At 52.1% G+C, this 24,326-nt stretch carries 30 protein-coding genes; 15 read left to right on the top strand and 15 right to left on the bottom strand.

The features are described from left to right. The first annotated feature begins 30 nt into the window (after positions 1-30). The 3 genes from arcB to mtgA all read left to right on the top strand — a co-directional run bounded on the left by arcB (position 31) and on the right by mtgA (position 3,985). Entirely contained in the window at positions 31-2,373 is a 2,343-nt protein-coding gene (gene arcB, locus AWR26_RS02540) for an aerobic respiration two-component sensor histidine kinase ArcB (RefSeq protein WP_064563365.1), read from the top strand. Between the two features lie 230 nt (positions 2,374-2,603). Next, positions 2,604-3,257, top strand: a complete 654-nt coding sequence (elbB, locus tag AWR26_RS02545) for an isoprenoid biosynthesis glyoxalase ElbB (RefSeq protein WP_064563367.1) — start codon at positions 2,604-2,606, stop codon at positions 3,255-3,257. Beyond that, positions 3,254-3,985: a monofunctional biosynthetic peptidoglycan transglycosylase gene (gene mtgA / locus AWR26_RS02550; protein WP_064563369.1), complete on the top strand. Its 732-nt coding sequence runs from the start codon at positions 3,254-3,256 to the stop codon at positions 3,983-3,985. The genes elbB and mtgA overlap by 4 nt, the downstream gene beginning before the upstream one ends. A gap of 1 nt (position 3,986) precedes the next feature. On the opposite strand, the gene npr is transcribed toward mtgA, so the two are convergent. From npr to AWR26_RS02605, 11 genes are all read right to left on the bottom strand, one after another. Then, complete coding sequence (npr, locus tag AWR26_RS02555) at positions 3,987-4,259, bottom strand: PTS phosphocarrier protein NPr (RefSeq protein ID WP_043956377.1); 273 nt, start codon at positions 4,257-4,259, stop codon at positions 3,987-3,989. Continuing rightward, positions 4,256-5,110: an RNase adapter RapZ gene (rapZ, locus tag AWR26_RS02560; protein WP_007369894.1), complete on the bottom strand. Its 855-nt coding sequence runs from the start codon at positions 5,108-5,110 to the stop codon at positions 4,256-4,258. Before rapZ ends, npr begins: the two co-directional genes overlap by 4 nt. Before the next feature lie 42 nt (positions 5,111-5,152). Further along, the gene (ptsN, locus tag AWR26_RS02565; protein WP_007369895.1) at positions 5,153-5,644 is read right to left on the bottom strand and encodes a PTS IIA-like nitrogen regulatory protein PtsN; all 492 of its coding nucleotides are present in this window, start codon (positions 5,642-5,644) and stop codon (positions 5,153-5,155) included. Positions 5,645-5,725: 81 nt separating this feature from the next. Next, on the bottom strand, positions 5,726-6,013 hold the full coding sequence (gene hpf / locus AWR26_RS02570) for a ribosome hibernation promoting factor (protein WP_064563370.1): 288 nt from the start codon (positions 6,011-6,013) through the stop codon (positions 5,726-5,728). 22 nt (positions 6,014-6,035) lie between these two features. Beyond that, positions 6,036-7,469: an RNA polymerase factor sigma-54 gene (rpoN, locus tag AWR26_RS02575; RefSeq protein ID WP_035887975.1), complete on the bottom strand. Its 1,434-nt coding sequence runs from the start codon at positions 7,467-7,469 to the stop codon at positions 6,036-6,038. 48 nt (positions 7,470-7,517) lie between these two features. Beyond that, entirely contained in the window at positions 7,518-8,243 is a 726-nt protein-coding gene (gene lptB, locus AWR26_RS02580) for an LPS export ABC transporter ATP-binding protein (protein ID WP_007369898.1), read from the bottom strand. A 6-nt stretch (positions 8,244-8,249) separates the two neighbouring features. Beyond that, on the bottom strand, positions 8,250-8,804 hold the full coding sequence (gene lptA, locus AWR26_RS02585; RefSeq protein ID WP_043956378.1) for a lipopolysaccharide ABC transporter substrate-binding protein LptA: 555 nt from the start codon (positions 8,802-8,804) through the stop codon (positions 8,250-8,252). Further along, positions 8,773-9,348, bottom strand: a complete 576-nt coding sequence (lptC, locus tag AWR26_RS02590) for an LPS export ABC transporter periplasmic protein LptC (RefSeq protein ID WP_043956379.1) — start codon at positions 9,346-9,348, stop codon at positions 8,773-8,775. The genes lptA and lptC overlap by 32 nt, the downstream gene beginning before the upstream one ends. Next, positions 9,345-9,911 (bottom strand): 3-deoxy-manno-octulosonate-8-phosphatase KdsC, encoded by a 567-nt coding sequence (gene kdsC / locus AWR26_RS02595; RefSeq protein ID WP_043956380.1) that lies wholly within the window; start codon positions 9,909-9,911, stop codon positions 9,345-9,347. The genes lptC and kdsC overlap by 4 nt, the downstream gene beginning before the upstream one ends. 14 nt (positions 9,912-9,925) lie before the next feature. Beyond that, a complete protein-coding gene (kdsD, locus tag AWR26_RS02600) occupies positions 9,926-10,912 on the bottom strand; it encodes an arabinose-5-phosphate isomerase KdsD (RefSeq protein WP_064563372.1) in 987 nt (328 codons plus the stop codon). Between the two features lie 13 nt (positions 10,913-10,925). Beyond that, entirely contained in the window at positions 10,926-11,900 is a 975-nt protein-coding gene (locus AWR26_RS02605) for a calcium/sodium antiporter (protein WP_064563374.1), read from the bottom strand. A 228-nt stretch (positions 11,901-12,128) separates the two neighbouring features. Here AWR26_RS02605 and mlaF point away from each other — a divergent pair, with 228 nt between their 5' ends. The 7 genes from mlaF (at position 12,129) to murA (ending at position 16,927) form a co-directional block, all read left to right on the top strand. After that, positions 12,129-12,941 (top strand): phospholipid ABC transporter ATP-binding protein MlaF, encoded by an 813-nt coding sequence (gene mlaF / locus AWR26_RS02610; protein WP_043956383.1) that lies wholly within the window; start codon positions 12,129-12,131, stop codon positions 12,939-12,941. Positions 12,942-12,948: 7 nt separating this feature from the next. Next, positions 12,949-13,731 carry a lipid asymmetry maintenance ABC transporter permease subunit MlaE gene (mlaE, locus tag AWR26_RS02615; RefSeq protein ID WP_064563376.1) on the top strand — a complete coding sequence of 261 codons (783 nt, stop codon included), beginning with the start codon at positions 12,949-12,951 and terminating at the stop codon, positions 13,729-13,731. A 4-nt stretch (positions 13,732-13,735) separates the two neighbouring features. Beyond that, a complete protein-coding gene (mlaD, locus tag AWR26_RS02620; protein WP_043956385.1) occupies positions 13,736-14,287 on the top strand; it encodes an outer membrane lipid asymmetry maintenance protein MlaD in 552 nt (183 codons plus the stop codon). A gap of 15 nt (positions 14,288-14,302) precedes the next feature. Continuing rightward, positions 14,303-14,941 carry a phospholipid-binding protein MlaC gene (gene mlaC / locus AWR26_RS02625; RefSeq protein ID WP_043956386.1) on the top strand — a complete coding sequence of 213 codons (639 nt, stop codon included), beginning with the start codon at positions 14,303-14,305 and terminating at the stop codon, positions 14,939-14,941. After that, positions 14,938-15,231, top strand: a complete 294-nt coding sequence (gene mlaB / locus AWR26_RS02630; protein WP_064563378.1) for a lipid asymmetry maintenance protein MlaB — start codon at positions 14,938-14,940, stop codon at positions 15,229-15,231. Before mlaC ends, mlaB begins: the two co-directional genes overlap by 4 nt. A 126-nt stretch (positions 15,232-15,357) precedes the next feature. Then, positions 15,358-15,612, top strand: a complete 255-nt coding sequence (gene ibaG, locus AWR26_RS02635; protein ID WP_007369909.1) for a BolA family iron metabolism protein IbaG — start codon at positions 15,358-15,360, stop codon at positions 15,610-15,612. A 55-nt stretch (positions 15,613-15,667) separates the two neighbouring features. After that, positions 15,668-16,927, top strand: coding sequence for a UDP-N-acetylglucosamine 1-carboxyvinyltransferase (murA, locus tag AWR26_RS02640; RefSeq protein WP_007369910.1), 1,260 nt, complete (start codon positions 15,668-15,670; stop codon positions 16,925-16,927). A gap of 58 nt (positions 16,928-16,985) precedes the next feature. Here the strand turns inward: murA and sfsB are convergent, their stop codons facing one another. Beyond that, positions 16,986-17,261 (bottom strand): DNA-binding transcriptional regulator SfsB, encoded by a 276-nt coding sequence (sfsB, locus tag AWR26_RS02645; protein WP_007369911.1) that lies wholly within the window; start codon positions 17,259-17,261, stop codon positions 16,986-16,988. A gap of 204 nt (positions 17,262-17,465) precedes the next feature. Further along, complete coding sequence (gene ispB, locus AWR26_RS02650) at positions 17,466-18,437, bottom strand: octaprenyl diphosphate synthase (protein ID WP_043956389.1); 972 nt, start codon at positions 18,435-18,437, stop codon at positions 17,466-17,468. A gap of 258 nt (positions 18,438-18,695) precedes the next feature. Here ispB and rplU point away from each other — a divergent pair, with 258 nt between their 5' ends. From rplU to cgtA, 4 genes are all read left to right on the top strand, one after another. Beyond that, positions 18,696-19,007: a 50S ribosomal protein L21 gene (rplU, locus tag AWR26_RS02655; protein ID WP_007369913.1), complete on the top strand. Its 312-nt coding sequence runs from the start codon at positions 18,696-18,698 to the stop codon at positions 19,005-19,007. Between the two features lie 20 nt (positions 19,008-19,027). After that, a complete protein-coding gene (gene rpmA, locus AWR26_RS02660; RefSeq protein ID WP_035887967.1) occupies positions 19,028-19,285 on the top strand; it encodes a 50S ribosomal protein L27 in 258 nt (85 codons plus the stop codon). 96 nt (positions 19,286-19,381) lie between these two features. Next, positions 19,382-20,347, top strand: a complete 966-nt coding sequence (locus tag AWR26_RS02665; RefSeq protein WP_064563380.1) for a DMT family transporter — start codon at positions 19,382-19,384, stop codon at positions 20,345-20,347. Between the two features lie 15 nt (positions 20,348-20,362). Beyond that, positions 20,363-21,541, top strand: coding sequence for an Obg family GTPase CgtA (gene cgtA / locus AWR26_RS02670; protein ID WP_064563382.1), 1,179 nt, complete (start codon positions 20,363-20,365; stop codon positions 21,539-21,541). Positions 21,542-21,621: 80 nt separating this feature from the next. On the opposite strand, the gene dacB is transcribed toward cgtA, so the two are convergent. Next, on the bottom strand, positions 21,622-23,055 hold the full coding sequence (gene dacB, locus AWR26_RS02675; RefSeq protein ID WP_064563384.1) for a serine-type D-Ala-D-Ala carboxypeptidase: 1,434 nt from the start codon (positions 23,053-23,055) through the stop codon (positions 21,622-21,624). Between the two features lie 247 nt (positions 23,056-23,302). Between dacB and greA the strand changes: the two genes are divergently transcribed. Further along, positions 23,303-23,779, top strand: a complete 477-nt coding sequence (gene greA / locus AWR26_RS02680; protein WP_035887959.1) for a transcription elongation factor GreA — start codon at positions 23,303-23,305, stop codon at positions 23,777-23,779. A 152-nt stretch (positions 23,780-23,931) separates the two neighbouring features. Here greA and yhbY read toward each other — a convergent pair whose 3' ends face one another. Next, complete coding sequence (yhbY, locus tag AWR26_RS02685) at positions 23,932-24,225, bottom strand: ribosome assembly RNA-binding protein YhbY (protein ID WP_007369919.1); 294 nt, start codon at positions 24,223-24,225, stop codon at positions 23,932-23,934. Positions 24,226-24,326 lie beyond the last annotated feature (101 nt).

Genomic DNA, 24,326 nt, shown 5'->3' on the forward strand with positions numbered 1-24,326 from the left:
TATTGAGCGCAATTGTCCGAGGGAAACTCTATGAAGCAAATCCGTTTACTGGCGCAATACTACGTCGATCTGATGATGAAGCTTGGTCTGGTGCGCTTTTCCTTGCTGCTGGCTTTAGCGCTGGTGGTGCTGGCAATCGTCGTGCAGATGGCGGTCACCATGGTATTGCAGGGTCAGGTGGAGAGCATTGATGTTATCCGCTCGATCTTTTTTGGTCTGCTGATCACTCCGTGGGCGGTCTACTTCTTATCGGTGGTGGTTGAGCAGCTGGAAGAATCTCGTCAGCGCTTATCGCGGCTGGTAGAAAAACTCGAAGAGATGCGCGATCGCGATCTGAAGCTCAATGTGCAGTTAAAAGATAATATTGCCCAGCTTAATCAAGAGATTAGCGATCGTGAAAAGGCTGAAGCGGAGCGCCAGGAGACCTTTGAACAGCTAAAAATAGAGATGCAGGAGCGTGAGCAAACGCAGATCCAGCTTGAACAACAATCCTCCTTTCTGCGCTCTTTCCTCGATGCCTCACCGGATTTGGTTTTCTACCGCAACGAAGATAAAGAATTTTCCGGCTGTAACCGGGCGATGGAACTGCTGACCGGCAAAAGCGAGAAGCAGCTCATTCACCTGAAACCGCAGGATGTCTATTCAGAGGAAGCTGCGGCGAAAGTTATTGAAACTGATGAAAAAGTCTTTCGTCATAACGTATCGCTGACCTATGAACAGTGGCTGGATTATCCGGACGGGCGCAAAGCCTGTTTCGAAATCCGTAAAGTGCCTTATTACGACCGCGTGGGTAAACGCCACGGGCTGATGGGCTTTGGCCGCGATATTACTGAGCGTAAACGCTACCAGGATGCGCTGGAGCGGGCCAGCCGGGATAAGACCACCTTCATTTCCACGATTAGCCATGAACTGCGTACACCGCTGAATGGCATCGTCGGCCTGAGCCGGATCCTGCTCGACACGGATTTGACGCAGGAGCAAGAGAAATACCTGAAGACAATCCATGTTTCCGCCGTAACACTGGGGAATATCTTCAACGATATTATCGACATGGATAAAATGGAGCGCCGCAAAGTTCAGCTTGATAACCAGCCGCTGGATTTCACCAGCTTCCTTGCCGATCTGGAAAACCTTTCCGGTTTGCAGGCGCACCAAAAAGGGCTGCGTTTTGTACTGGAGCCAACGTTGCCGCTGCCGCACAAGGTGATTACCGACGGTACGCGTTTGCGGCAGATTCTATGGAACCTGATCAGCAATGCGGTGAAATTTACTCCACAAGGGCAGGTTGAAGTGCGCGTTCGCTACGACGAAGGCGAAATGCTGCACTTCGAAGTGCAGGATTCCGGTATCGGTATTCCGCGCGACGAGCAGGATAAGATCTTTGCCATGTATTACCAAGTCAAAGATAGCCACGGCGGCAAACCGGCCACGGGGACGGGTATCGGGCTGGCCGTTTCGCGTCGCCTCGCCAAAAACATGGGGGGGGATATCTCTGTCAGCAGCCAGCCTGGCGCCGGGTCCATCTTTACGCTGACCGTTCATGCGCCCGCAGTGGCGGAAGAAGTTGATGACGTTTTCGAAGATGATGACATGCCGTTGCCCGCGCTGCATGTGCTGCTGGTTGAGGACATCGAGCTGAATGTCATTGTCGCACGCTCGGTGCTGGAAAAGCTGGGTTGTAGCGTTGATGTGGCGATGACCGGCAGCGCCGCGCTGGAGATGTTTGCCCCTGGCGAATACGATCTGCTGCTGCTGGATATTCAGTTGCCGGACATGACCGGGCTGGATATTTCCCGCACGCTAACCAGCCGTTATCCGCGTGAAGATCTGCCGCCGCTGGTAGCGCTGACGGCCAACGTGCTGAAAAATAAACAGGAGTATCTCGATGCGGGCATGAATGACGTATTGAGCAAACCGCTGGCGGTCCCGGCATTAACTGCCATGATTAAAAAGTTCTGGGATACAAACGCCAACGAGGAGGAGCAGGTGACAACTGTCGATAACAGCAAAATACAAACGGTGCTGGATACGGCCATGCTTGAGCAATATATCGAGCTGGTGGGGCCTAAATTGATCACCGATGGGCTGGCTGTCTTTGAGAAAATGATGCCGGGCTATCTCAATGTGCTTGAGTCAAATCTTACGGCACGCGATCAGAAGGGCATAACCGAAGAGGGACATAAAATTAAGGGCGCGGCGGGCTCTGTCGGTTTACGCCATCTGCAACAACTGGGGCAACAGATCCAGTCTCCCGATCTTCCGGCGTGGTGGGACAATGTCGGCGAATGGGTGGAAGAGATGAAACAGGAGTGGCAGAACGATGTGGCGGTACTGAAAGCTTGGGTTGCGGCGGTGGACGCTGGAAAAAAATGACCCCGGATTAACCGGGGTGCGCGAATACTGCGCCAACACCAGGGAAACCGTAGCTGCGCCGTAATTTTTACTCTTTTTTGCAAGGGCGTAGCCTGAAAAAATTCGACCACACGCACATAAGATAGCAAATCTTAAATGATTTGTTACATCAATCAGTGAAATGTGTGAAGCAAGGCTCCCTTATCAAAATTTTTAATTATCGACGGTACGCTGCATAAAGGATGAGCAAAATGAAAAAAGTAGGCGTGATTCTTAGCGGCGCGGGTGTCTATGACGGTGCGGAAATCCATGAGGCGGTGATCACATTACTGGCGATCGCCCGTTCAGGCGCTGAGGCAGTTTGTTTCGCGCCGGATAAATGGCAGAGCGATGTGGTGAATCACCTGACGGGTGAGGTCATGACTGAGAGCCGCAATGTGCTGGTCGAAGCTGCCCGAATTGCGCGTGGAAATATCCGGCCTCTGGCACAGCTATCAGTAAATGATCTGGATGCGCTGATTGTGCCTGGTGGTTTTGGTGCCGCCAAAAATTTAAGTAATTTCGCCAGCCAGGGCAGCGCGTGTGTCGTCGATGATACGCTTAAACAGCGCGTGCTGGAGATGCATCAGGCGGGTAAACCGCTGGGATTTATGTGTATCGCTCCGGCGTTGCTGCCGAAAATTTTCGACTTCCCGCTGCGTCTGACAATCGGTACGGATGTCGATATCGCTGAAATGCTGGAAGAGATGGGAGCGGAACATGTGCCGTGCCCGGTGGACGATATTGTGGTGGATGAAGAGAATAAAGTGGTAACCACGCCAGCATATATGCTTGCTGAGGATATTGCGCAGGCTGCGGTGGGGATCGAAAAGCTGGTGGCGCGCATACTGGTGCTGGCGGAATGAGAAACGGCTTTCGCGGCCCGCTGAAAATCAGGCTGAAACGTATTGCGCTGCGGGTTTTACTGGTACTGGCCATTTTCTGGGGCGGCAGCATTGTGCTGTTCAGCTTTCTGCCGGTGCCATTCTCTGCTGTGATGGCCGAGCGGCAGATTGGAGCCTGGCTGACGGGTAACTTTGGGTATGTTGCTCATTCCGACTGGGTCAGTATGGATGAGATTTCACCGTGGATGGCGCTGGCCGTTGTCGCTGCAGAGGATCAGCGTTTCCCCGATCACTGGGGGCTGGATATTGGCGCGATCCAGAAGGCGCTTTCACATAATGAACGCCATGAGAACCGTATTCGTGGCGCGTCGACTATCTCTCAGCAAACGGTGAAAAACCTGCTGTTATGGGATGGAAAAAGTTGGGTGCGGAAAGGGCTGGAAGCCGGGCTGACGCTGGGGATGGAAGCGGTGTGGACGAAACGGCGTATCCTGACGGTGTATCTCAACATTGCGGAGTTTGGCGACGGCGTGTTTGGCGTGGAAGAGGCGGCTCAGCGCTATTTCCACAAACCGGCCAGCCGGTTAACCATGTCGGAAGCGGCATTGCTGGCAGCAGTACTGCCAAACCCAATACGTTTCCAGGCGGCAGCGCCATCCGGCTATGTCCGCAACCGTCAGGCGTGGATTCTGCGCCAGATGCGCCAGCTCGGAGGCGAAGGCTTTTTGCAGAGCAATAAGCTGTACTAACTCAGTCTTCGTCAAAGCCCGCGTTAAACAGAGCAATCACGGCTGCCAGGGCTTCTTCTTCCTGTGGGCCGCTGACTTCGATTTCAATTTGCCGCCCTTTGGCGGAATCCAGCATCAGCAATGCAATCACGCTGCTGGCTTCCGCTTCGGTACCTTCATCGTTGCGCAGTAATACTTCTGCGTCAAATCCCTGTACCAGCTCAAACAGTTTCATCGCCGGGCGCGCATGCATGCCCAGTTTATTGGTGATCTCAACAGTTTGTTTTACGGTCATGTTTTGCGTTTTTCCAGCGTACGGTGACGGGATTGAACGTTTTTACCGCGCGAGCGGAAATAATCCGCCAGCTGTTCGGCGACATAAACAGAACGATGCTTACCGCCAGTACAACCAATAGCGACGGTCAGATAGCTACGGTTGTTGGTTTCCAGCATCGGTAACCACAGTTCAAGATAACTGCGGGTCTGGTAAATAAAATTGTGCACTTCGGTATGCCGGTCAAGGAACGCCGCGACAGGTTTGTCGAGACCGGTCATCGGGCGCAGTTTCGGATCCCAGTGCGGGTTGGGCAGAAAGCGAACGTCAAAGACGTAATCGGCATCGATAGGAATGCCGTGCTTAAAGCCGAACGACTCAAAGACCATGGTCAGTTCGCGCTCGCGCTTGCCGAGCAGGCGGGTGCGCAGCATTTCGGCCAGCTCATGAACCGACATTTCGGAGGTATCGACAATCAGATCCGCGCGGGAACGCAGTGGCTCCAGCAGGTTGCTCTCTTCATCAATAGCGCTTTCCAGCGATAAATTCTTGCTGGAGAGCGGATGTAAGCGGCGCGTATCGCTGTAGCGCCGAATCAGCGTGTTACGGTCAGCATCAAGGAACAGCAATTGCGGCGAGAACGCATCAGGCAGACTGCTCATTGCCTGTTCAAAAATTTCCGGAGATTCCGGCATATTACGCACATCAATACTGACGGCGGCAGAGGTCTGACGATCGGCGAGTGTCTGTGCCAGTTGAGGCAGCAGCACGACCGGCAGGTTATCGACACAATAGAAACCCATGTCTTCCAGAGCGCGCAGGGCCACGGATTTGCCTGAACCCGAACGACCACTTACGATCATCAGGACCATGAACCGTTTCTCCCCACAACGACAAAAAAGGTGTTCTTCCCATTACGCATCGTCGCTTTCGCCTTCTGTCTGCGTGATTATTTGATACAGCTCTTCATCGTTCTGCGCACTGCGCAGGCGACGGCAAATGGTTTTATCCGCCAGCCGTTTGGCCACCAGCGAGAGCGTATGCAGATGCGTTTTGGTTTGATCGGCCGGCACCAGCAGTGCAAACAGCAGATCGACAGGCTGATTATCGATAGCGTCGAAGGCGATGGGCGTTTCGAGCTGTACAAAAACACCAACGGCGCGCAGCGTATCCTCTTCCAGCTTACCGTGGGGGATGGCAATACCGTTACCAATACCGGTACTGCCCATTTTCTCACGCGTAAGAATGGCTTCGAAAACGACCTGTGGCGGCAGGCCGAGCTGTTTTGCCGCCAGTTCACTGATGATTTCCAGAGCTCGTTTTTTGCTCTGGCAGTGAACGCCGCTACGTGTACATTCCTGGTTAAGGACATTGCTCAATTGAAGAGCGGAATCGTTATTCATCATAATTTCACCTAAGCGCCGTCAGAGCTAAGCACCCTACCGGGTTGCGGTAGGGTGCAACGCGCCAAACGAACGCCCGGACAATTAGTGTTGTTTCAGTTTATCTTTATGTTTCGTTAGCTGTCGCGACAGTTTATCAATCAAACCATCGATGGCAGCGTACATATCCTGTCCTTCCGCGCTGGCATGCAACTCGCCTCCATTGACATGCAAGGTTGCATCCGAGGTATGGATCACTTTCTCCACTTTCAACACAATATAGACCTGATTAATCCTTTCGAAATACTGCTCAAGCTTGGCAAATTTGTTGTTCACAAATTCACGTAAAGCATCAGTGATCTCGACGTTTTGTCCTGTGATGTTAAGCTGCATAGTGTCTTCCTTATCGGTTGGGTCACACCAGCTGTTTACGCTGGTTAGACGGCGGAATGGATAAAGACTCTCGATACTTCGCAACGGTACGCCGCGCTACCATAATTCCTTGATCGGAAAGCAGCGTTGTCAGCTTACTGTCGCTCAGTGGTTTTGCAGGGTTTTCTGCGGCGATTAATTTCTTAACCAGCGCGCGAATGGCTGTCGACGAGGCTTCGCCGCCGCCTTCCGTATTCACATGGCTGGAGAAGAAATACTTCAATTCAAAAATGCCGCGAGGACTGTGCAGGTACTTCTGCGTTGTCACACGGGAAATCGTGGACTCGTGCATTTCGACGGCCTGGGCGATATCCGCCAACACCATCGGTTTCATAAACTCTTCGCCCTGTTCAAAGAATGCCTGCTGCTGCTCGACGATGCAGCGGCTGACGCGCAATAGCGTGTCGTTACGGCTTTCAAGGCTTTTGATCAGCCACTTCGCTTCCTGCAAATTACTGCGGATAAACTGGGTGTCGGCGTCATTGCGTGCGCCGCCGCCCATTGAAGCGTAGTGCTGGTTGATTTGCAGACGCGGAATGCTGTCGGAGTTCAGTTCTACCGTCCAGCGCCCGTTATGCTTACGCACCAGCACATCCGGGATGACATATTCTGGTTCGCCGGTCTGAATCGACTGGCCGGGGCGCGGATCCAGCGACTGGATCAGATTGACCGCTTCTTTCAGCACGTCTTCTTTAAGACGCGTGACGCGCATAAGAGAGCGGAAATCGTGGTTAGCGAGCAGATCGAGGTGATCGCTGATGATCAGGCGAGCCTCTTCGCACCAGGGCGTATCTTTCGCAAACTGAGAAAGTTGGATCAACAGGCAATCGCGCAGATCGCGCGCAGCGACGCCAACCGGATCGAAACGCTGAACGCGCTTTAACACCGCTTCAACTTCATCGAGACCGATCTCTTCATCACCCATGCTTTCCAGCACATCCTCAAGCGACACAGTAAGATAGCCGGTCTCATCGACAGCATCGACAATAGAGGTTGCGATTGCGCGGTCGGTATCGGAAAACGGCGTTAACTCCACCTGCCACATCAGGTAATCTTGAAGAGATTGTGTCGTTTCCCCCTGATAAATCGGCAGTTCGTCATCGATATAATCGTGGCTGCTGCCGGAAGGCGTTCCGGCGGTATAAATCTCATCCCAACTGGCGTCCAGCGGCAGCTCTTCAGGCATCTCTTTCTGTTCGAGCGCGTCTACGGTATCCAGGCCTTCATTTTCCTGGGTTTGTTGGCTATCCACTTCTTCATGAAGATCGGCTTGTTCCAGCAATGGGTTACTCTCCAGCGCTTGCTGAAGTTCCTGCTGAAGTTCTAACGTAGACAGCTGCAACAGACGGATAGCCTGTTGCAGTTGCGGCGTCATAGCTAGCTGTTGGCTAAGCCTTAATTGCAAACCTTGCTTCATATTCAGAGCAGCACTCTCCGACAAAATACCTCAATAAACTCTACCCTATCAGAGTCTGAAGTCTTCCCCAAGATATACGCGCTTAACGTGTTCGTCTTCAAGGATTTGCTGCGGTGTACCATGAGCAATTAAATGCCCCTGGCTGACGATATAAGCACGTTCACACACCGCCAGCGTTTCGCGAACATTGTGGTCAGTAATTAACACACCTAACCCACTGTCACGTAAGTGTTCAATGATGCGTTTGATGTCGATAACCGAGATGGGATCGACGCCCGCAAAGGGTTCATCCAGCAAGATAAATTTAGGATTTGCCGCCAGTGCGCGCGCAATTTCAACGCGGCGACGTTCACCACCCGAAAGGGACTGTCCCATATTGTCGCGCAGATGCTCAATATGGAACTCTTCCATCAATTCATTAGCGCGATCCTCGCGCTGTTCGGACGTCAGATCGTCACGGATCTGAAGCACTGCCATCAGGTTGTCATACACGCTCAGACGACGAAAAATAGACGCTTCCTGCGGTAAATAACCGATGCCGCGACGCGCGCGCGCATGCAGCGGCAGCAAGCTGATATCGTCATCATCAATAATGATATTGCCCGCGTCACGCGGAACAATCCCGACCACCATATAGAAGGTGGTCGTTTTCCCTGCGCCGTTAGGGCCAAGCAGCCCAACAATTTCGCCAGAATTAACGGTCAGGCTGACGTCTTCAACCACGCGGCGGCCCTTATAGGCCTTCGCGAGATTCTTTGCAGTTAATGTTGCCATAACGAATTAGTTACTCTTCTTAGGAGCCGGGGTTGGGGTGTTGCCCTTGTCCTGCAACTGCGACGGCACCAATACGGTGGTGACGCGTTTACCTTTGTCGCTGAACGCCTGCATTTTCTGCTCTTTCACCAGGTAGGTGATCTTGTCGCCAGTGATGTTGCTGTCCAACTGCTCGAGATAGGCTTTACCGGTCAGCACGACAAAATCTTTTTCCAGCTCATAGTGCATCTGTGAAGCGTGGCCTTTCACCGGTTTGCCGTTGTCCTGCATCTGATAAAACGTGGCTGGGTTGCCATAACCATCAATGATCTCTTTGCCTTGCTGGCCGCCCGGGCGCGTTACTACCACTTTATCGGCGTTGATTTTAATGGTCCCCTGCGTCACCACGACATTACCGGTGAAGGTGACAATATTGCCCTGCATATCCAGCGACTGCTGATCGGAGTCGATATGGATCGGCTGTTCGGTATCACCGGTCACGGCAAAAGCCGGAAGTGCAGCGGCAAAAAGCGTACTGGCGAGAACCAGGTTAAGGCTGAGTTTGTTTGTTTTGAATTTCATAGGAGCTTCTAACCTTTTCAATCAGCTCGGCGTTTTTGCTGCGTAAGTTGCCGCGCATTTTCAGGCCGGTGGAATTAAATGTTGTTCCGTACAATGTTACCTGATCATCGGAAGTAACATCCTGCGTTACCAGATTGATCTGGGCGTTATCCGTGGTGATTTTTCGTAGCTGTGCATCTGCTGTCAATGCGTTGACCTCAACATGTCCGTAAAGGTAAAGCATTCTGTCGCTTGTTAATTTCGCTTTATCTGACTTAATCGACCAGGTAGGTATTTTATTCTGGTCAAAGGTGGTCAGCACCGGTTGCGCGTACCAGCTCACGCCATCGACGGAGTAGTATTCGACGTTTTGCGCGATCAAGCGGTAGTTGAGCGCACCTTCCGGGCTATAAACCACCGTGTCGGTGTGTTTGCTGGTGTAGGTTGGCGCTTTGTCGTCAGTTGTGGTTTGTTCAGGTTCATCCTGAGAGGTCAGGTTAATACCAATCAGTACCAAAGCGACCAGCGCCAGTAGAATAATGACCCAACGTCTGGTTTTACTCATATCGATTGCCCTTTGGCCTCATCCAGCTTGCCCTGCGCCAGCAGCAACAAATCACACACTTCACGGACTGCGCCGCGACCTCCATTGATGCGCGTGACATAATCAGCACGCGGAAGCAGCAAAGGGTGCGCATCGGCGACGGCAATGCTTAGACCTATTTCGGCCATCACCGGCCAGTCAATTAAATCGTCACCCACATAGGCAACCTGTTCCGGCGTGAGCGCCAGCCTGGTCAGTAATTCACGGTAGGCCAGCAGTTTATCCGACTGTCCCTGATACAGGTGTTTAATCTTCAGGGTTTCACAACGATCTTCTACCAGTTTAGCTTTTCGACCGGTAATAATGGCGATCTCAATGCCGGAAGTTAACGCACAGCGGATCCCATAGCCGTCGCGAACATTAAACGCTTTTAGCTCTTCCCCATTATTGCCCATATAGATGAGGCCATCGGATAGCACGCCGTCCACATCGAGGATCAGCAGGCGAATTTTTTCCGCTTTGCTCATGACTTGCGCGCTAACCGGCCCATAACAGGTTGGAAGCGACGCGCCAGCATTACTCATTCTGATGTCCTTCTTTACACTACGCCAGCGCGCAGCAAATCATGCATATGTAACACACCCAGCAATTGGTCGCCATCGGCAACCATCACCGAGGTGATGTGGCGCGACTGCATCAGGTTCAGCGCATCGACCGCCAGCGTATTAGGCCGTACGCGAATGCCGCCTGGTGTCATCACGTCGGCAATACCCATGTTGCGTACATCTCCGCCCATATCAAACACGCGACGTAAGTCGCCGTCGGTAAAGATACCTTCGATCTTCATCAGATCGTCGCAGATCACCGTCATACCTAGATTTTTGCGTGTGATCTCCAGCAGCGCATCGCGCAAACTGGCGGCCTTGCTGACATGCGGGATCTCATCGCCGGTGTGCATAATATCGTTTACCCGCAACAACAGCTTGCGTCCCAGCGCGCCGCCAGGGTGAGAAAGGGCAAAATCCTCTGCGGTAAACCCACGTGCTTTCAACAGTGCAACCGCCAGCGCATCGCCCATGACCAGCGCTGCTGTGGTGCTGGACGTCGGCGCCAGGCCCAGCGGGCAGGCTTCTTTAGGTACCTTCACGCAGAGATGAATATCCGCCGCACGCGCCATGCTGCTTTCCGGGCGGCTGGTCATACAGATCAGCGAAACTTTTAGCCGTTTCAGTACCGGGATCAGCGCCAGTATTTCGTTTGATTCGCCAGAATTCGACAGGGCGATCACTACATCCTGCGGGCTGACCATACCCAGATCGCCGTGAGCCGCCTCGCCGGGATGGACAAAAAAGGAAGGGGTGCCTGTGCTGGCGAATGTTGCCGCCATTTTTCTGCCGATATGGCCGGATTTGCCCATCCCCATCACCACCACTTTGCCGGCGCAATAAAACATTTTCTCGCACGCCTGGGCGAAGTCACTGTTGATATATTGATCAAGCTGTGCGAGGCCTTCACGTTCAATCTCGAGGACATCTTTGCCTGCTTGTTGAAAGTCAAAACCCGGCTGCAAATCTATTTGCGACATAATGCGTATCCGATTATCCAGTCAAAAGCGGCGACAGCCAGTACAGCATCGCCAGCCATACGATAAACCCGCTAAACAGCAGCGCGCCCACGCCCTTACTGATCTGCTTACGTTTCCAGCAGGTAAGGGCAAAAATGGCGCTGACCAATAGCATCACGCCATAATCACGCGTAAAAGCCATCGGATTAAACGCGCCCGGCGCAATCAGCGCGGGCAAGCCAAGCACGATAGCAATATTAAAAATGTTGGAGCCAATGATATTGCCTATCGCAATATCGTCTTCCCCCTTGCGCGCTCCCGCAATGGCTGTTGCCAGTTCCGGAAGCCCGGTGCCGATGGCAATAACCGTCAGACCAATGGTGAGTTCGCTGATCGCAAAATAGTTCGCCACCACGGTGGCGTTATCCACCACCATGCGCGTTGCCATCGGCATAATAATCAGCGCGACGCCCAGCCACAGGCAGGCTACAGAGAGCGTGCCATCGCGTGGCAATTCAGCCAGTTGCTCGCGTGTCAGGCTATCATTGCCCTGACGCTCGGCATGGCGGGCAATTTTAACAATGAACACCAGCCATAGCACGGCTAATAACAGTAAAATAATGCCATCTACGCGCGTTAGCTGGCCATCGTAAAGCACAGCGCCAGCCAGCAAGCTGGCTAACAAGGTTAGCGGTAATTCTCGACGCAGAATATCGGAATGCACGGTAAAAGGGTGCAGCAGCGCCGCGACGCCAAGAATCAATAAGATATTGGTTATGTTGGAGCCGATGGCGGTGCCGATAGCCAGGTCAATCTGGCCATGAAAGGAGGCTGCAACCGAAGTAATAATTTCTGGTAATGATGTGCCGATACTGACAACGGTCATCCCGATAATTAAGGGCGGTACGCCTAATGCCCGGCAAAGTATCGAAGCTGCGAACACCAGACGATCGGCACTGTAGACCACCAGGAGTAAACCAATTATCAATAGCGCCGTGGCTAAAAGCATCTAACGTCCTTTCTTCAGGTATAATTCTGCCGGTTTGCAGCCGCCATGTCTTGCAAAACCGGACGTTACGCATAGCGTAATGATTCCTAATTTTGACTTTATGCGGCTCAAAAGTAAAACAAATGCCAGCTTTCGCTAACCTTCGCGGGTAATATTCTGTAAAAATATTGGGTTTTAGATGTTAGCAAGCGTCATGCTTATATCCGATAAGGTCGAAAGGAAAAGAAAATGAGCCAGACTGTGGCGAATCTGGTCGATGTCCGTGGCGTCAGTTTTTCCCGCGGTAATCGATCCATCTTCGACAATATTTCACTGACGGTACCACGCGGTAAGATCACCGCGATCATGGGGCCGTCGGGGATCGGCAAAACAACGCTGCTGCGCCTGATTGGTGGCCAGATCCCGCCAGATAAAGGCGAGATATTGTTTGATGGCGAGAACGTGCCGGCAATGAGCCGTTCGCGTCTTTTTACCGTACGTAAACGAATGAGCATGCTATTCCAGTCGGGCGCCCTGTTCACCGATATGAACGTTTTTGACAACGTTGCTTATCCCTTGCGTGAGCATACACATTTGCCCGCGCCGCTGCTGCACAGCACGGTGATGATGAAGCTGGAAGCTGTCGGTTTGCGCGGCGCGGCATGGCTGATGCCGTCGGAGCTCTCCGGTGGCATGGCGCGACGTGCTGCGCTGGCGCGCGCTATCGCGCTGGAGCCGGATCTGATCATGTTTGATGAGCCGTTTGTTGGTCAGGATCCGATCACTATGGGCGTGCTGGTAAAATTAATTTCTGAACTCAATAGCGCACTGGGCGTCACATGCATCGTGGTTTCCCATGATGTGCCGGAAGTGCTGAGCATTGCTGATTATGCCTACATTGTGGCTGACCGTAAGATCATTGCCCACGGCAGTGCGCAGGGGTTACAGGAAAATAGCGATCCTCGCGTGCGTCAGTTCCTTGATGGCATTGCTGATGGCCCGGTGCCGTTCCGCTATCCGGCTGGAGATTACCAGCTCGATTTACTCGATTCAGGGAGTTAAGACGCTCATGCTGTTAAATGCACTGGCGGCGCTAGGACATCGCGGTATCAAAACGATCGCCACATTTGGGCGTGCCGGTTTGATGTTGTTCAACGCGGTGGTTGGTAAGCCAGAATTCCGTAAGCATGCGCCGTTGCTGGTTCGCCAGCTCTATAACGTTGGCGTGCTATCCATGCTCATCATTATTGTCTCCGGCGTGTTTATTGGTATGGTGCTCGGCCTGCAAGGTTATCTGGTGCTGACGACTTACAGCGCAGAAACGAGCCTTGGCATGCTGGTGGCGCTGTCGCTGCTGCGTGAACTGGGGCCGGTGGTTGCTGCTCTGCTGTTTGCCGGTCGCGCGGGTTCTGCGTTGACGGCCGAGATTGGCCTGATGCGTGCTACTGAGCAGATCTCCAGCCTGGAGATGATGGCGGTTGATCCGTTACGTCGCGTGATTTCTCCTCGTTTTTGGGCTGGTGTTATCTCGCTGCCGCTGCTGACGATTATTTTTGTCGCGGTCGGGATTTGGGGCGGTTCACTGGTCGGGGTTAACTGGAAAGGTATTGATAGCGGCTTTTTCTGGACGGCGATGCAAAACGCCGTTGAACTGCGCCTGGACATGGTTAACTGCCTGATAAAAAGCGTGGTCTTTGCTATTACCGTAACCTGGATTGCGTTGTTTAACGGTTACGATGCGATCCCGACTTCTGCCGGGATCAGCCGTGCGACAACGCGCACTGTTGTGCACTCCTCGCTGGCCGTACTCGGTCTTGATTTTGTGCTCACCGCATTGATGTTTGGGAATTGAGTTCATGCAAACGAAAAAAAGTGAAATCTGGGTAGGTGTTTTTCTGGTGCTGGCGCTGCTGGCTGCACTCTTCATCTGCCTGAAGGCGGCTGATGTCACGTCAATGCGTACTGAACCGACCTACCGCGTTTACGCGACATTCGACAATATCGGCGGACTGAAAGCGCGTTCGCCGGTCCGCATTGGCGGGGTAGTGATTGGTCGCGTTGCTGATATCTCCCTCGATCCTAAAACCTACCTGCCGCGCGTGGCGCTGGATATTGAAGATCGCTACAACCAGATCCCGGATACCAGTTCGCTGGCTATACGCACGTCGGGTTTGCTGGGGGAACAGTATCTGGCGCTGAATGTCGGGTTTGACGATCCAGAAATGGGAACGTCGATGCTTAAAGATGGCAGCACAATTCAGGACACCAAGTCCGCGATAGTGCTTGAGGATCTCATCGGACAATTCCTTTACAACAGTAAAGGCGGTGACAATAAGAATTCAGGCGATGCGGCAGCGCATGGCGAAGGGAATACTCAAGCCGCACCGTCTGCTGGTCAGACGAATTAAGAGGAGAATCGAGTTATGTTTAAACGCTTATTAATGGTTGCCCTGTTGGTAGTGGCGCCGCTGAGTGCGGCAGTCGCTGCCGATCAAAGCAACCCGTATGCTGCAATGAAAGATGCGGCGCAGAAAACGTTCGATCGCCTCAAAAATGAGCAACCGCAGATCCGCGCTAACCCGGACTATCTGCGTAATGTCGTCGATCAGGAACTGCTGCCGTATGTCCAGGTGAAATATGCTGGTGCGCTGGTGCTGGGTCGTTACTATAAAGAAGCTACGCCAGCGCAGCGCGACGCGTATTTCGCTGCTTTCCGTGAATATCTGAAACAGGCTTACGGCCAGGCGCTGGCGATGTATCACGGCCAGACTTATCAGATTGCGCCGGAACAGCCGCTGGGCGATGCCACGATTGTGCCGATCCGCGTAACCATTATCGATCCGAACGGCCGTCCGCCGGTACGACTGGATTTCCAGTGGCGTAAAAACACGCAGACCGGAAACTGGCAGGCCTACGATATGATTGCCGAAGGGGTCAGCATGATCACCACAAAACAGAATGAGTGGAGCGATCTGTTGCGTACGAAAGGTATCGATGGCCTGACTGCGGAATTGCAGTCTATTTCCCGTCAGAAAATTACCCTGGATGAGAAGAAGCAATGACGCCGCAGCTCAGCTGGTCGCGCGAGGGTGAAAGCCTGACACTGCAGGGGGAACTGGACCAGGACGTTCTCAACCCGCTGTATAATGCACGCGTCGAGGCAATGGAAGGCGTAACGTGTATCGATTTACAGGGCGTGACTCGTGTTGATACGGCTGGTATCGCTTTATTGATTCATCTTATCGCTGAGGGAAAAAAGCAGGGGGCCGTTATTTCGCTGGCTGGCATGAGTGATAGTGTCGCCACGCTTGCGGCTCTGTATAACCTGCCCGAGGATGTACTCCCTCGCTAATTTTTTCAAAGCGTTACTATTTAAAGCCCCATCCTTTATATCGATGGGGCTTTTTGCTTGTTTAAGACCGCGTCACTTTCCTCTAAGATGTGTGACTGTTTTCACTATCAGATGATATTTACACCCATGGAAAATCATGAAATTCAGACAGTGCTTATGAATGCACTCTCTCTCCAGGAAGCCCACGTCACTGGCGATGGCAGCCACTTTCAGGTTGTCGCTGTGGGTGAGATTTTTGACGGCATGAGCCGGGTCAAGAAACAACAAACCATCTATGGCCCGCTGATGGAATACATCGCGGATAACCGTATTCATGCCCTGTCGATCAAAGCGTATACGCCGCAAGAGTGGGCTCGCGATCGTAAATTAAACGGTTTTTGAGCGTAGGTGGGGCTTGTCCCGCCGCGCGTGTGAATTCTTAACAGAGATCAGATGAATGGATAAGTTTCGTGTACAGGGGCCAACGCGACTCCAGGGCGAAGTGACAATTTCAGGTGCGAAAAATGCCGCACTGCCGATCCTCTTTGCCGCCCTGCTGGCAGAAGAGCCGGTCGAAATCCGCAACGTTCCGAAACTGAAAGATATCGATACCACCATGAAGCTGCTGAGCCAGCTGGGTACGAAGGTGGAGCGTAACGGATCCGTATGGATCGACGCCAGCAAAGTGAACGTGTTCTGCGCCCCCTACGATCTGGTGAAAACCATGCGTGCCTCTATTTGGGCGCTGGGGCCGCTGGTTGCCCGTTTCGGTCAGGGGCAGGTTTCACTGCCGGGTGGTTGTGCAATTGGCGCGCGTCCGGTTGATTTGCATATTACTGGCCTGGAGCAGTTGGGTGCCGAGATCAAACTGGAAGAGGGTTATGTAAAAGCCTCTGTCAATGGCCGCCTGAAAGGCGCACATATTGTGATGGATAAAGTGAGCGTCGGCGCGACGGTTACGATTATGTCCGCAGCCACTCTGGCAGAAGGTACAACCATCATCGAGAATGCTGCCCGCGAGCCGGAAATTGTCGATACAGCAAACTTCCTCAACACGCTTGGCGCGAAAATCTCCGGTATGGGTACTGACCGTATCACTATCGAAGGCGTACAACGCCTTGGCGGCGGTGTTTATCGCGTGTTGCCCGATCGTATTGAAACGGGGACTTTCCTCGTTGCGGCGGCAATCTCCGGCGGCAAAATTGTCTGTCGTAATGCTCAGCCGGATACGCTGGACGCCGTGCTGGCTAAACTGCGTGATGCTGGGGCTGAAATCGAGGTCGGTGAAGACTGGATTAGCCTCGACATGCACGGTAAACGACCGAAAGCAGTGAATGTGCGGACTGCGCCGCATCCGGGTTTCCCGACCGACATGCAGGCACAATTTACGCTGCTGAATCTGGTCGCTGAAGGCACTGGCGTTATCACTGAAACTATTTTCGAAAACCGTTTTATGCACATTCCGGAGCTGATCCGTATGGGCGCGCATGCGGAAATTGAAAGTAATACGGCGATTTGCCACGGCGTAGAAGTACTTTCCGGCGCTCAGGTTATGGCGACCGATCTGCGTGCTTCCGCAAGCCTGGTACTCGCAGGTTGCATTGCTGAAGGGACAACCATCGTCGATCGTATCTATCATATCGATCGCGGCTATGAACGCATTGAAGATAAACTCAGTGCTCTCGGCGCAAACATCGAGCGCGTCAAAGGCGAGTAAGCGATAGTTAGCGACAAAAAAGGGAGCCTCTGCTCCCTTTTTTACTGGCCGGTTTTACTTACTTATCGCCGCGCTTTTTGCGCATGAGCTTTGTTTTATCAATAAACGCATGCGTGACGGGATCGTAATAGCGCGATGGCCATATTACCCACGGTTCTGTTCCCAGCGCCCTGGCGATAATCAACTCTCCTTTCGGCCAGGAACGGGTCAATGCATTCGCAAGGGTGGATGAGCTTAACCCGTTTTTTCGCGACTCAGCTGCCAGTGATGTCCCTTTTTTACGCAGCCCTGCAATAATATCGGCTTGATGCCAGTCGATAAATTTCGTTTCCATAACATCTCCCTGATAGAAGTTGATACCAATCCTTTTGTGGTACTTACTATACTCATACATGAACTTTTGTTCTGAAAAGTTCATGTATATTTTATGTTTTAGGATTTTGACAAGGCAATGATGTCAGGTGATTTGAAAGGTTTTGATTTATTTATGGAAACTTACAAGAACTTTCCCGCGACAATGCGCGGGAATCTGGAAGGATTAACGATCGCGTTGCACCGCAATATGGGCCAGGCCGATCAGCGCTTCTTTCCACGGGGTATCAGGCAGAACCTGTAGAGCAGAAATGGCTTTATCCGCTTCCTCTTCGGCGCGACGACGGGTCCACTCCAGTGAACCGCAAACTGCCATTGCTTCCAGTACAGGTTCCAGAAGATGCCGACCATTACCTTGCTCAATGGCTTCGCGAATCATCTGTGCCTGTTCCGGAGTACCGTGGTGCATCGCATGCAACAGCGGCAACGTCGGTTTCCCCTCATTCAGGTCATCACCGGTGTTTTTACCCAGTGTCTCGCCATCAGCGCTGTAATCCAGCAAGTCGTCGATCAACTGGAATGCGGTTCCCAGATAGCGGCCGTAATCCTGTAACCCTTTTTCCTGTGCTTCGTTGCAGCCAGCCAAAAGACCAGAACACTGCGCGGCCGCTTCAAACAGACGTGCGGTTTTGCTATAGATGACGCGCATGTAGTTTTCTTCAGTGATGTTCGGGTCATTGACGTTCATCAATTGCAGCACTTCGCCTTCGGCAATGACGTTCACGGCTTCTGACATCAGTTCCAGCACCCTCAGCGAACCGAGACTGGTCATCATCTGAAAAGCGCGAGTATAGATAAAATCCCCAACCAGCACGCTGGCTGCATTACCAAATGCGGCATTGGCTGTCGCTTTACCGCGACGCATGTCTGATTCATCCACAACATCGTCATGCAGAAGTGTCGCAGTGTGAATAAATTCGATCAGCGCTGCGATCGTGATGTGTGAATTGCCTTCATATCCAACGGCGCGCGCCGCCAGTACTGCTATCATTGGACGGATGCGTTTGCCACCGCCGCTCACGATGTAATAACCCAACTGGTTGATTAGCTGAACATCCGAGTTGAGTTGTTGTAGGATCGTCGCATTCACACCCGCCATATCTTGCGCGGTTAACTCATTGATTTTTTCTAAATTCATCGCAAAAGCCGGGCTTTCAGTCCTGTTTACCACATATCAAAATGGGATAACAAAGGGTTACGGGTTAGAATAGTATTGTTGATTGTACTGTAAAAACGCGCCAGATAAACGATACCTTACAAGTTGTGTTTTTTTTCTTCGTTGAGTGACAATCTCTCTTGTCAAAGGCTCGCGATTTGCGTAATATTCGCGCCCTATTGTGAATATTTATAGCGCACTCTGATTGATCAGAATATGTGCGCGGAAGCGGAGTTTTATATGTACGCGGTTTTCCAAAGTGGTGGTAAACAACACCGAGTAAGCGAAGGTCAGACCATTCGCCTGGAAAAGCTGGACATCGCAACTGGCGAATCTGTTGAATTTGCTGAAGTTCTGATGATCGCAAATGGTGAAGAAGTCAAAATCGGCGTTCCTTTCGTTGATGGCGGCCTAATCAAAGCTGAAGTTGTTGCTCACGGTCGTGGCGAGAAAGTTAAAATCGTTAAGTTTCGTCGCCGTAAACACTATCGTAAGCAGCAGGGCCATCGTCAGTGGTTCACTGATGTGAAAATTACTGGCATCAGCGCCTAAGACCTGAGGAGTAGATTTAAATGGCACATAAAAAGGCTGGCGGCTCAACTCGTAACGGTCGCGATTCAGAAGCTAAACGTCTGGGCGTAAAACGCTTTGGCGGAGAAGCAGTTCTGGCAGGTAGCATTATCGTTCGTCAGCGTGGCACCAAGTTCCATGCTGGCCCTAACGTAGGTTGCGGCCGTGACCACACTCTGTTCGCTTTGACTGACGGTAAAGTTAAGTTCGAAGTTAAAGGCCCGAAAAACCGTAAATTTATCAGCATCGTTGCTGAATAAGTTTTTCGCGTCCCGGTAACGGAAGAAAGCCCCGCAACACGTTGCGGGGCTTTTTACATTAGAAGTCCGGCAAAATTTCTGGCAGGGAATACGGGCATGAAACAGCAGGCAGGCATAGGCATTGCCCTGGCGCTCATAACTGCGATGTGCTGGGGGGCGTTACCTATTGCGATGAAGCAGGTGCTGGAAGTGATGGAGCCGCCTACGGTGGTGTTTTATCGCTTTTTAATGGCAGGGATCGGCCTTGGCCTGATTCTGGGCTACAAGAGGAAACTTCCTCCACTGCAAATGTTTCGTAAGCCGCGTTGGTTACTTTTGTTGGCTATTGCCACTGGTGGGTTGTTCGGGAACTTTATCCTGTTCAGCTCTTCCCTGCAGTACGTCAGCCCGACTGCCTCGCAGGTGATAGGTCAGCTTTCTCCCGTAGGTATGATGATTGCCAGCGTCTTTATTCTGAAAGAGAAGATGCGTGGTACGCAGGTGCTTGGTGCAGTGATGCTAATCAGCGGCCTGGTGATGTTTTTCAATACCAGCCTGGTGGAGATTTTTACCCGACTGACCGATTACACTTGGGGTGTCATTTTCGGGGTCGGTGCGGCAACGGTGTGGGTGAGCTACGGCGTCGCGCAAAAAATATTATTGCGTCGACTGGCGTCTCAGCAAATCCTCTTTTTGCTGTACACTTTGTGTACGATAGCATTATTACCGCTGGCAAAGCCCGGCGTACTGTTCCAGTTGAGCGAATGGCAACTCGCTTGCCTGATTTTTTGCGGGCTGAATACGTTGGTTGGATACGGTGCGCTGGCGGAAGCGATGGCGCGCTGGCAGGCGGCGCAGGTAAGCGCATTGATTACGCTGACGCCGCTGTTTACGCTGTTATTTTCAGATGTGTTATCAATGGCCTGGCCCGATGTTTTCGCCAGACCGATGTTAAACCTGGTCGGTTATCTCGGTGCGTTTGTCGTGGTTGCGGGCGCCATGTTTTCCGCTATTGGCCATCGTCTGTTGGGACGTTGGCGCAGTCGTGAAGTGGTCGTCACTGTGCCCCGCTCAGGCGAATGAGTTACGGAGAGTAAAATGAAGTTTGTTGATGAAGCTACGATCCTTGTCGTGGCGGGTGATGGTGGTAACGGCTGTGTAAGCTTCCGTCGCGAGAAGTATATTCCGAAAGGCGGCCCTGACGGTGGCGATGGCGGTGACGGTGGCGATGTCTGGCTGGAAGCGGACGAAAACCTGAACACGCTGATTGACTATCGTTTTGAAAAATCTTTCCGCGCAGAGCGTGGTCAGAACGGTCAGAGCCGTGATTGTACCGGGAAACGCGGTAAAGACATCACCGTGAAGGTGCCTGTTGGTACGCGTGTTATCGATCAGGGTACTGGCGAAACCATGGGTGACATGACCAAACATGGTCAGCGTCTGATGGTCGCCAAAGGCGGCTGGCACGGTCTGGGCAATACCCGTTTTAAATCATCCGTTAACCGTACTCCGCGTCAGAAAACGATGGGTACACCGGGTGATAAACGCGATCTGCAACTGGAACTGATGCTGCTGGCGGATGTGGGTATGCTGGGGATGCCGAACGCGGGTAAATCAACCTTTATTCGTGCCGTGTCTGCTGCTAAACCGAAAGTGGCGGATTATCCGTTTACTACGCTGGTACCGAGCCTGGGCGTTGTCCGTATGGATAACGAAAAGAGCTTTGTGGTTGCTGATATCCCGGGGCTGATTGAAGGGGCTGCCGATGGCGCAGGCCTTGGCATCCGCTTCCTGAAGCATCTGGAACGTTGCCGTGTGTTGCTGCATCTGATCGACATCGATCCGATCGATGGTTCCGATCCGGCTGAAAACGCGCGCGTTATCGTCGGCGAACTGGAGAAATACAGCGAAAAACTGGCTTCTAAACCGCGTTGGCTGGTATTCAACAAGATTGACCTGATGGACAAAGCCGAAGCGGAAGAGAAAGCGAAAGCGATCGCTGAAGCCCTGGGCTGGGAAGATAAATTCTACCTCATTTCTGCCGCCAGCCAGCAGGGCGTCAAAGAACTGTGCTGGGACGTGATGACATTCATCATTGAAAACCCGATCGCGCAGGCAGAGGAAGAGCAGCAGCCTGAGAAAGTTGAGTTTATGTGGGATGATTATCATCGCCAACAGCTCGAAGATGCTGAAGCGGCTGCTGAAGATGATGAAGAGTGGGATGACGACTGGGACGAAGACGACGAAGAAGGCGTTGAGTTCATCTACAAGCGTTAATATCTGAAACGCCCCGGTTTAGCGGGGCGCTGTAATCACTGAAATGCCGGGACAGTGCGAACTATCCCCGGCATTTTTTATTAGTTGTTCTGGTAGATATCTTTGTACAGGCGGCTCTCAAAACGAACCAATGGAATACGACGGTTTCGTTGATCCTCAGGTTCGACTGCATAGCCAGAAAGGTACTGCACAAAGGCCATTCGTTGACCGCTGGCGGTGGTAATAAATCCGGCCAGATTATACACGCCCTGTAATGACCCGGTTTTCGCAGAAACCTTACCGTCGACGCCAGCTTCATGCAGGCCCGCACGGTATTGCAGCGAACCATCATAGCCAGCCAACGGCAGCATTGAAATAAAATTGAGTTCAGTATCATGCTGTGCAATATATTGCAGGACCTGCATCATGGTTGACGGTGCCAGCAAATTATGGCGCGACAGACCTGAACCATCCGCAATAATCGTATTCCCCAAATCAACACCGGCCTGCTGGCGCAGAATCTGACGAACTGCATCTGAGCCCGCTCGCCAGGTACCGGGCACGCCAAAACGAGCATGTCCAATCATGCGAAAGACGGTATCGGCGATCATATTGTCCGATTTCTTCAGCATGATCTTCAGCAGGTCGTGTAATGGTGCTGATTGCTTACTGGCGATCACCGTGCCTGGCTGGTTTTCCAGCGTCTGTCGCAGCAGTGTGCCGGTGTAAGGGATGCCTGCGGTTTTGAGTTCGTCTTTAATAATGGCGCCAGCATAGCTGGCACCGTCCTGGATGGCGAAAGCCAGCGGCAGCGGGTCTGCTCGCTGTGGCAAGCAGCCGGTGAGTGTGAAGCGGTTTAAATCGCCGGGTACGACGTCGAGTTCACAATATTGTGCTTCTGATGAACCACGCGCCAGGGTGCGAACCTGGCTGAACATATTGACGGGGTAGTAAGAGGCGATGCGGATATAGGCCAGATCGCCTGGTTTTTGCGCGCTATAAAGTGATACCGAGAAGCAGTTGCGATCGATAATCGCCGCAGCCGGAGGAGCGCTAAAGCACTGCGTCATATCATTCCAGGGCCAGCCTGGCGCTTTATCGTGGCTGGCGAAAATGGAAGTATCGATCAGTACGTTACCATCGATTTTCTGCACACCTGACTTTTTCAGCGCATTAATCATGTTGCGAATATCCTGACGTTTTAACGTCGGATCGCCGCCAAATCGTGCAATTAAGTCGCCTTTTAATACTCCATTCTCGACAGAACCTTTGCTTTCCAGCGTGGTTGTAAAGCGAAAGTCCGGCCCGAGTTGCAAAAGTGCCGCCAGTGCGGTGATCACCTTTTGTGTACTCGCGGGAAGCGCCATTTGCTTACCATGGTAATCAATCTCGGGCGCCTGAGCGCCTACCTTTTGAACCATCAGTGCTAAATTCGCGCCGTCCGGAAGTTGATTAATATATTCGTCAACATTCGCGGCCTGAGCAGTCAGGGCTATACTAGTGGTCAATCCGATGATAAAGCTAGAAAATCGCATAATCTCGCGCTAACAACCTGGAAACAAGCCGTCATACTACGGCGCAACACCCCGGAAAGTAAACGATGACCCATAGTGAACTTCCGGGTAAAATACGTATCAAATTGAAAAATTGTAGCTGACCTGGGGCTTCGTCCCCGGGTCAGTTTTCTTTTGCTCCTGCCCAGCGAGAAACCCTGTACGCCGGGAGACAGAGCAGACGGGGCGGGTTAACGCTCCTTACAGGAATGTTTAAGAGGTATAACAAATGCAAGCTATTCCGATGACCTTACGTGGTGCCGAAAAACTGCGCGAAGAGCTGGAGTTTCTGAAATCCGTTCGCCGCCCTGAAATCATCGCCGCTATTGCGGAAGCCCGCGAGCATGGCGATCTAAAAGAGAACGCTGAATACCATGCTGCGCGTGAGCAGCAGGGTTTTTGCGAAGGCCGAATCAAAGACATTGAAGCGAAGCTCTCCAATGCGCAGGTTATCGATATCACGAAGATGCCGAAAAACGGCCGCGTCATTTTTGGCGCAACGGTTACCGTTTTGAATCTGGATAACGACGAAGAACAGACTTACCGCATTGTGGGTGACGATGAGGCTGACTTTAAACAGAACCTCATCTCTGTAAATTCACCGATCGCACGTGGTCTGGTAGGTAAAGAGCAGGATGATGTGGTGGTAATCCGCACGCCTGGCGGCGAAGTTGAATACGAAATCATCAAAGTGGAATACCTGTGATGACAATATGGGTCACGTTTGTTGATCTATTGTAAAGAAAGGAAAAAGGCCGCATTGCGGCCTTTTATCAATACCAGGAGCGTGGCATTTTGCTCGTCTGCTGGCGGAAACCCCTCGTTTTACACAGCTTTTGTGTTCAATTCAGGATATCCTTAGCGTGGCAGCGAAATTTTACGCTCCGCGGTTGGGCGATAAAGCACCAGCGTTTTACCGATGACCTGTACGTTGCAGGCGCCGGTTTCGCGAACGATAGCTTCCACAATCAAGGTCTTAGTTTCTCTGTCTTCAGAGGCGATCTTCACCTTGATAAGTTCATGGTGCTCTAACGCTTGTTCAATCTCGGCCAGTACCCCTTCGGTCAAACCATTATTGCCAAGCATAACTACCGGCTTGAGCGGATGTGCCAGACCTTTCAGGTGCTGTTTTTGTTTAGTACTCAGATTCATCGTATATTTTGCTTACGTTGGGATTGAAAACGGGTCATTCTACCGCCATCTCCTGTGTATCGCCAAATTGCGCGTCGAAATTTATCGATGTCGACGATGAA

This window comes from Kosakonia oryzae (assembly GCF_001658025.2).
GTDB lineage: Bacteria > Pseudomonadota > Gammaproteobacteria > Enterobacterales > Enterobacteriaceae > Kosakonia > Kosakonia oryzae.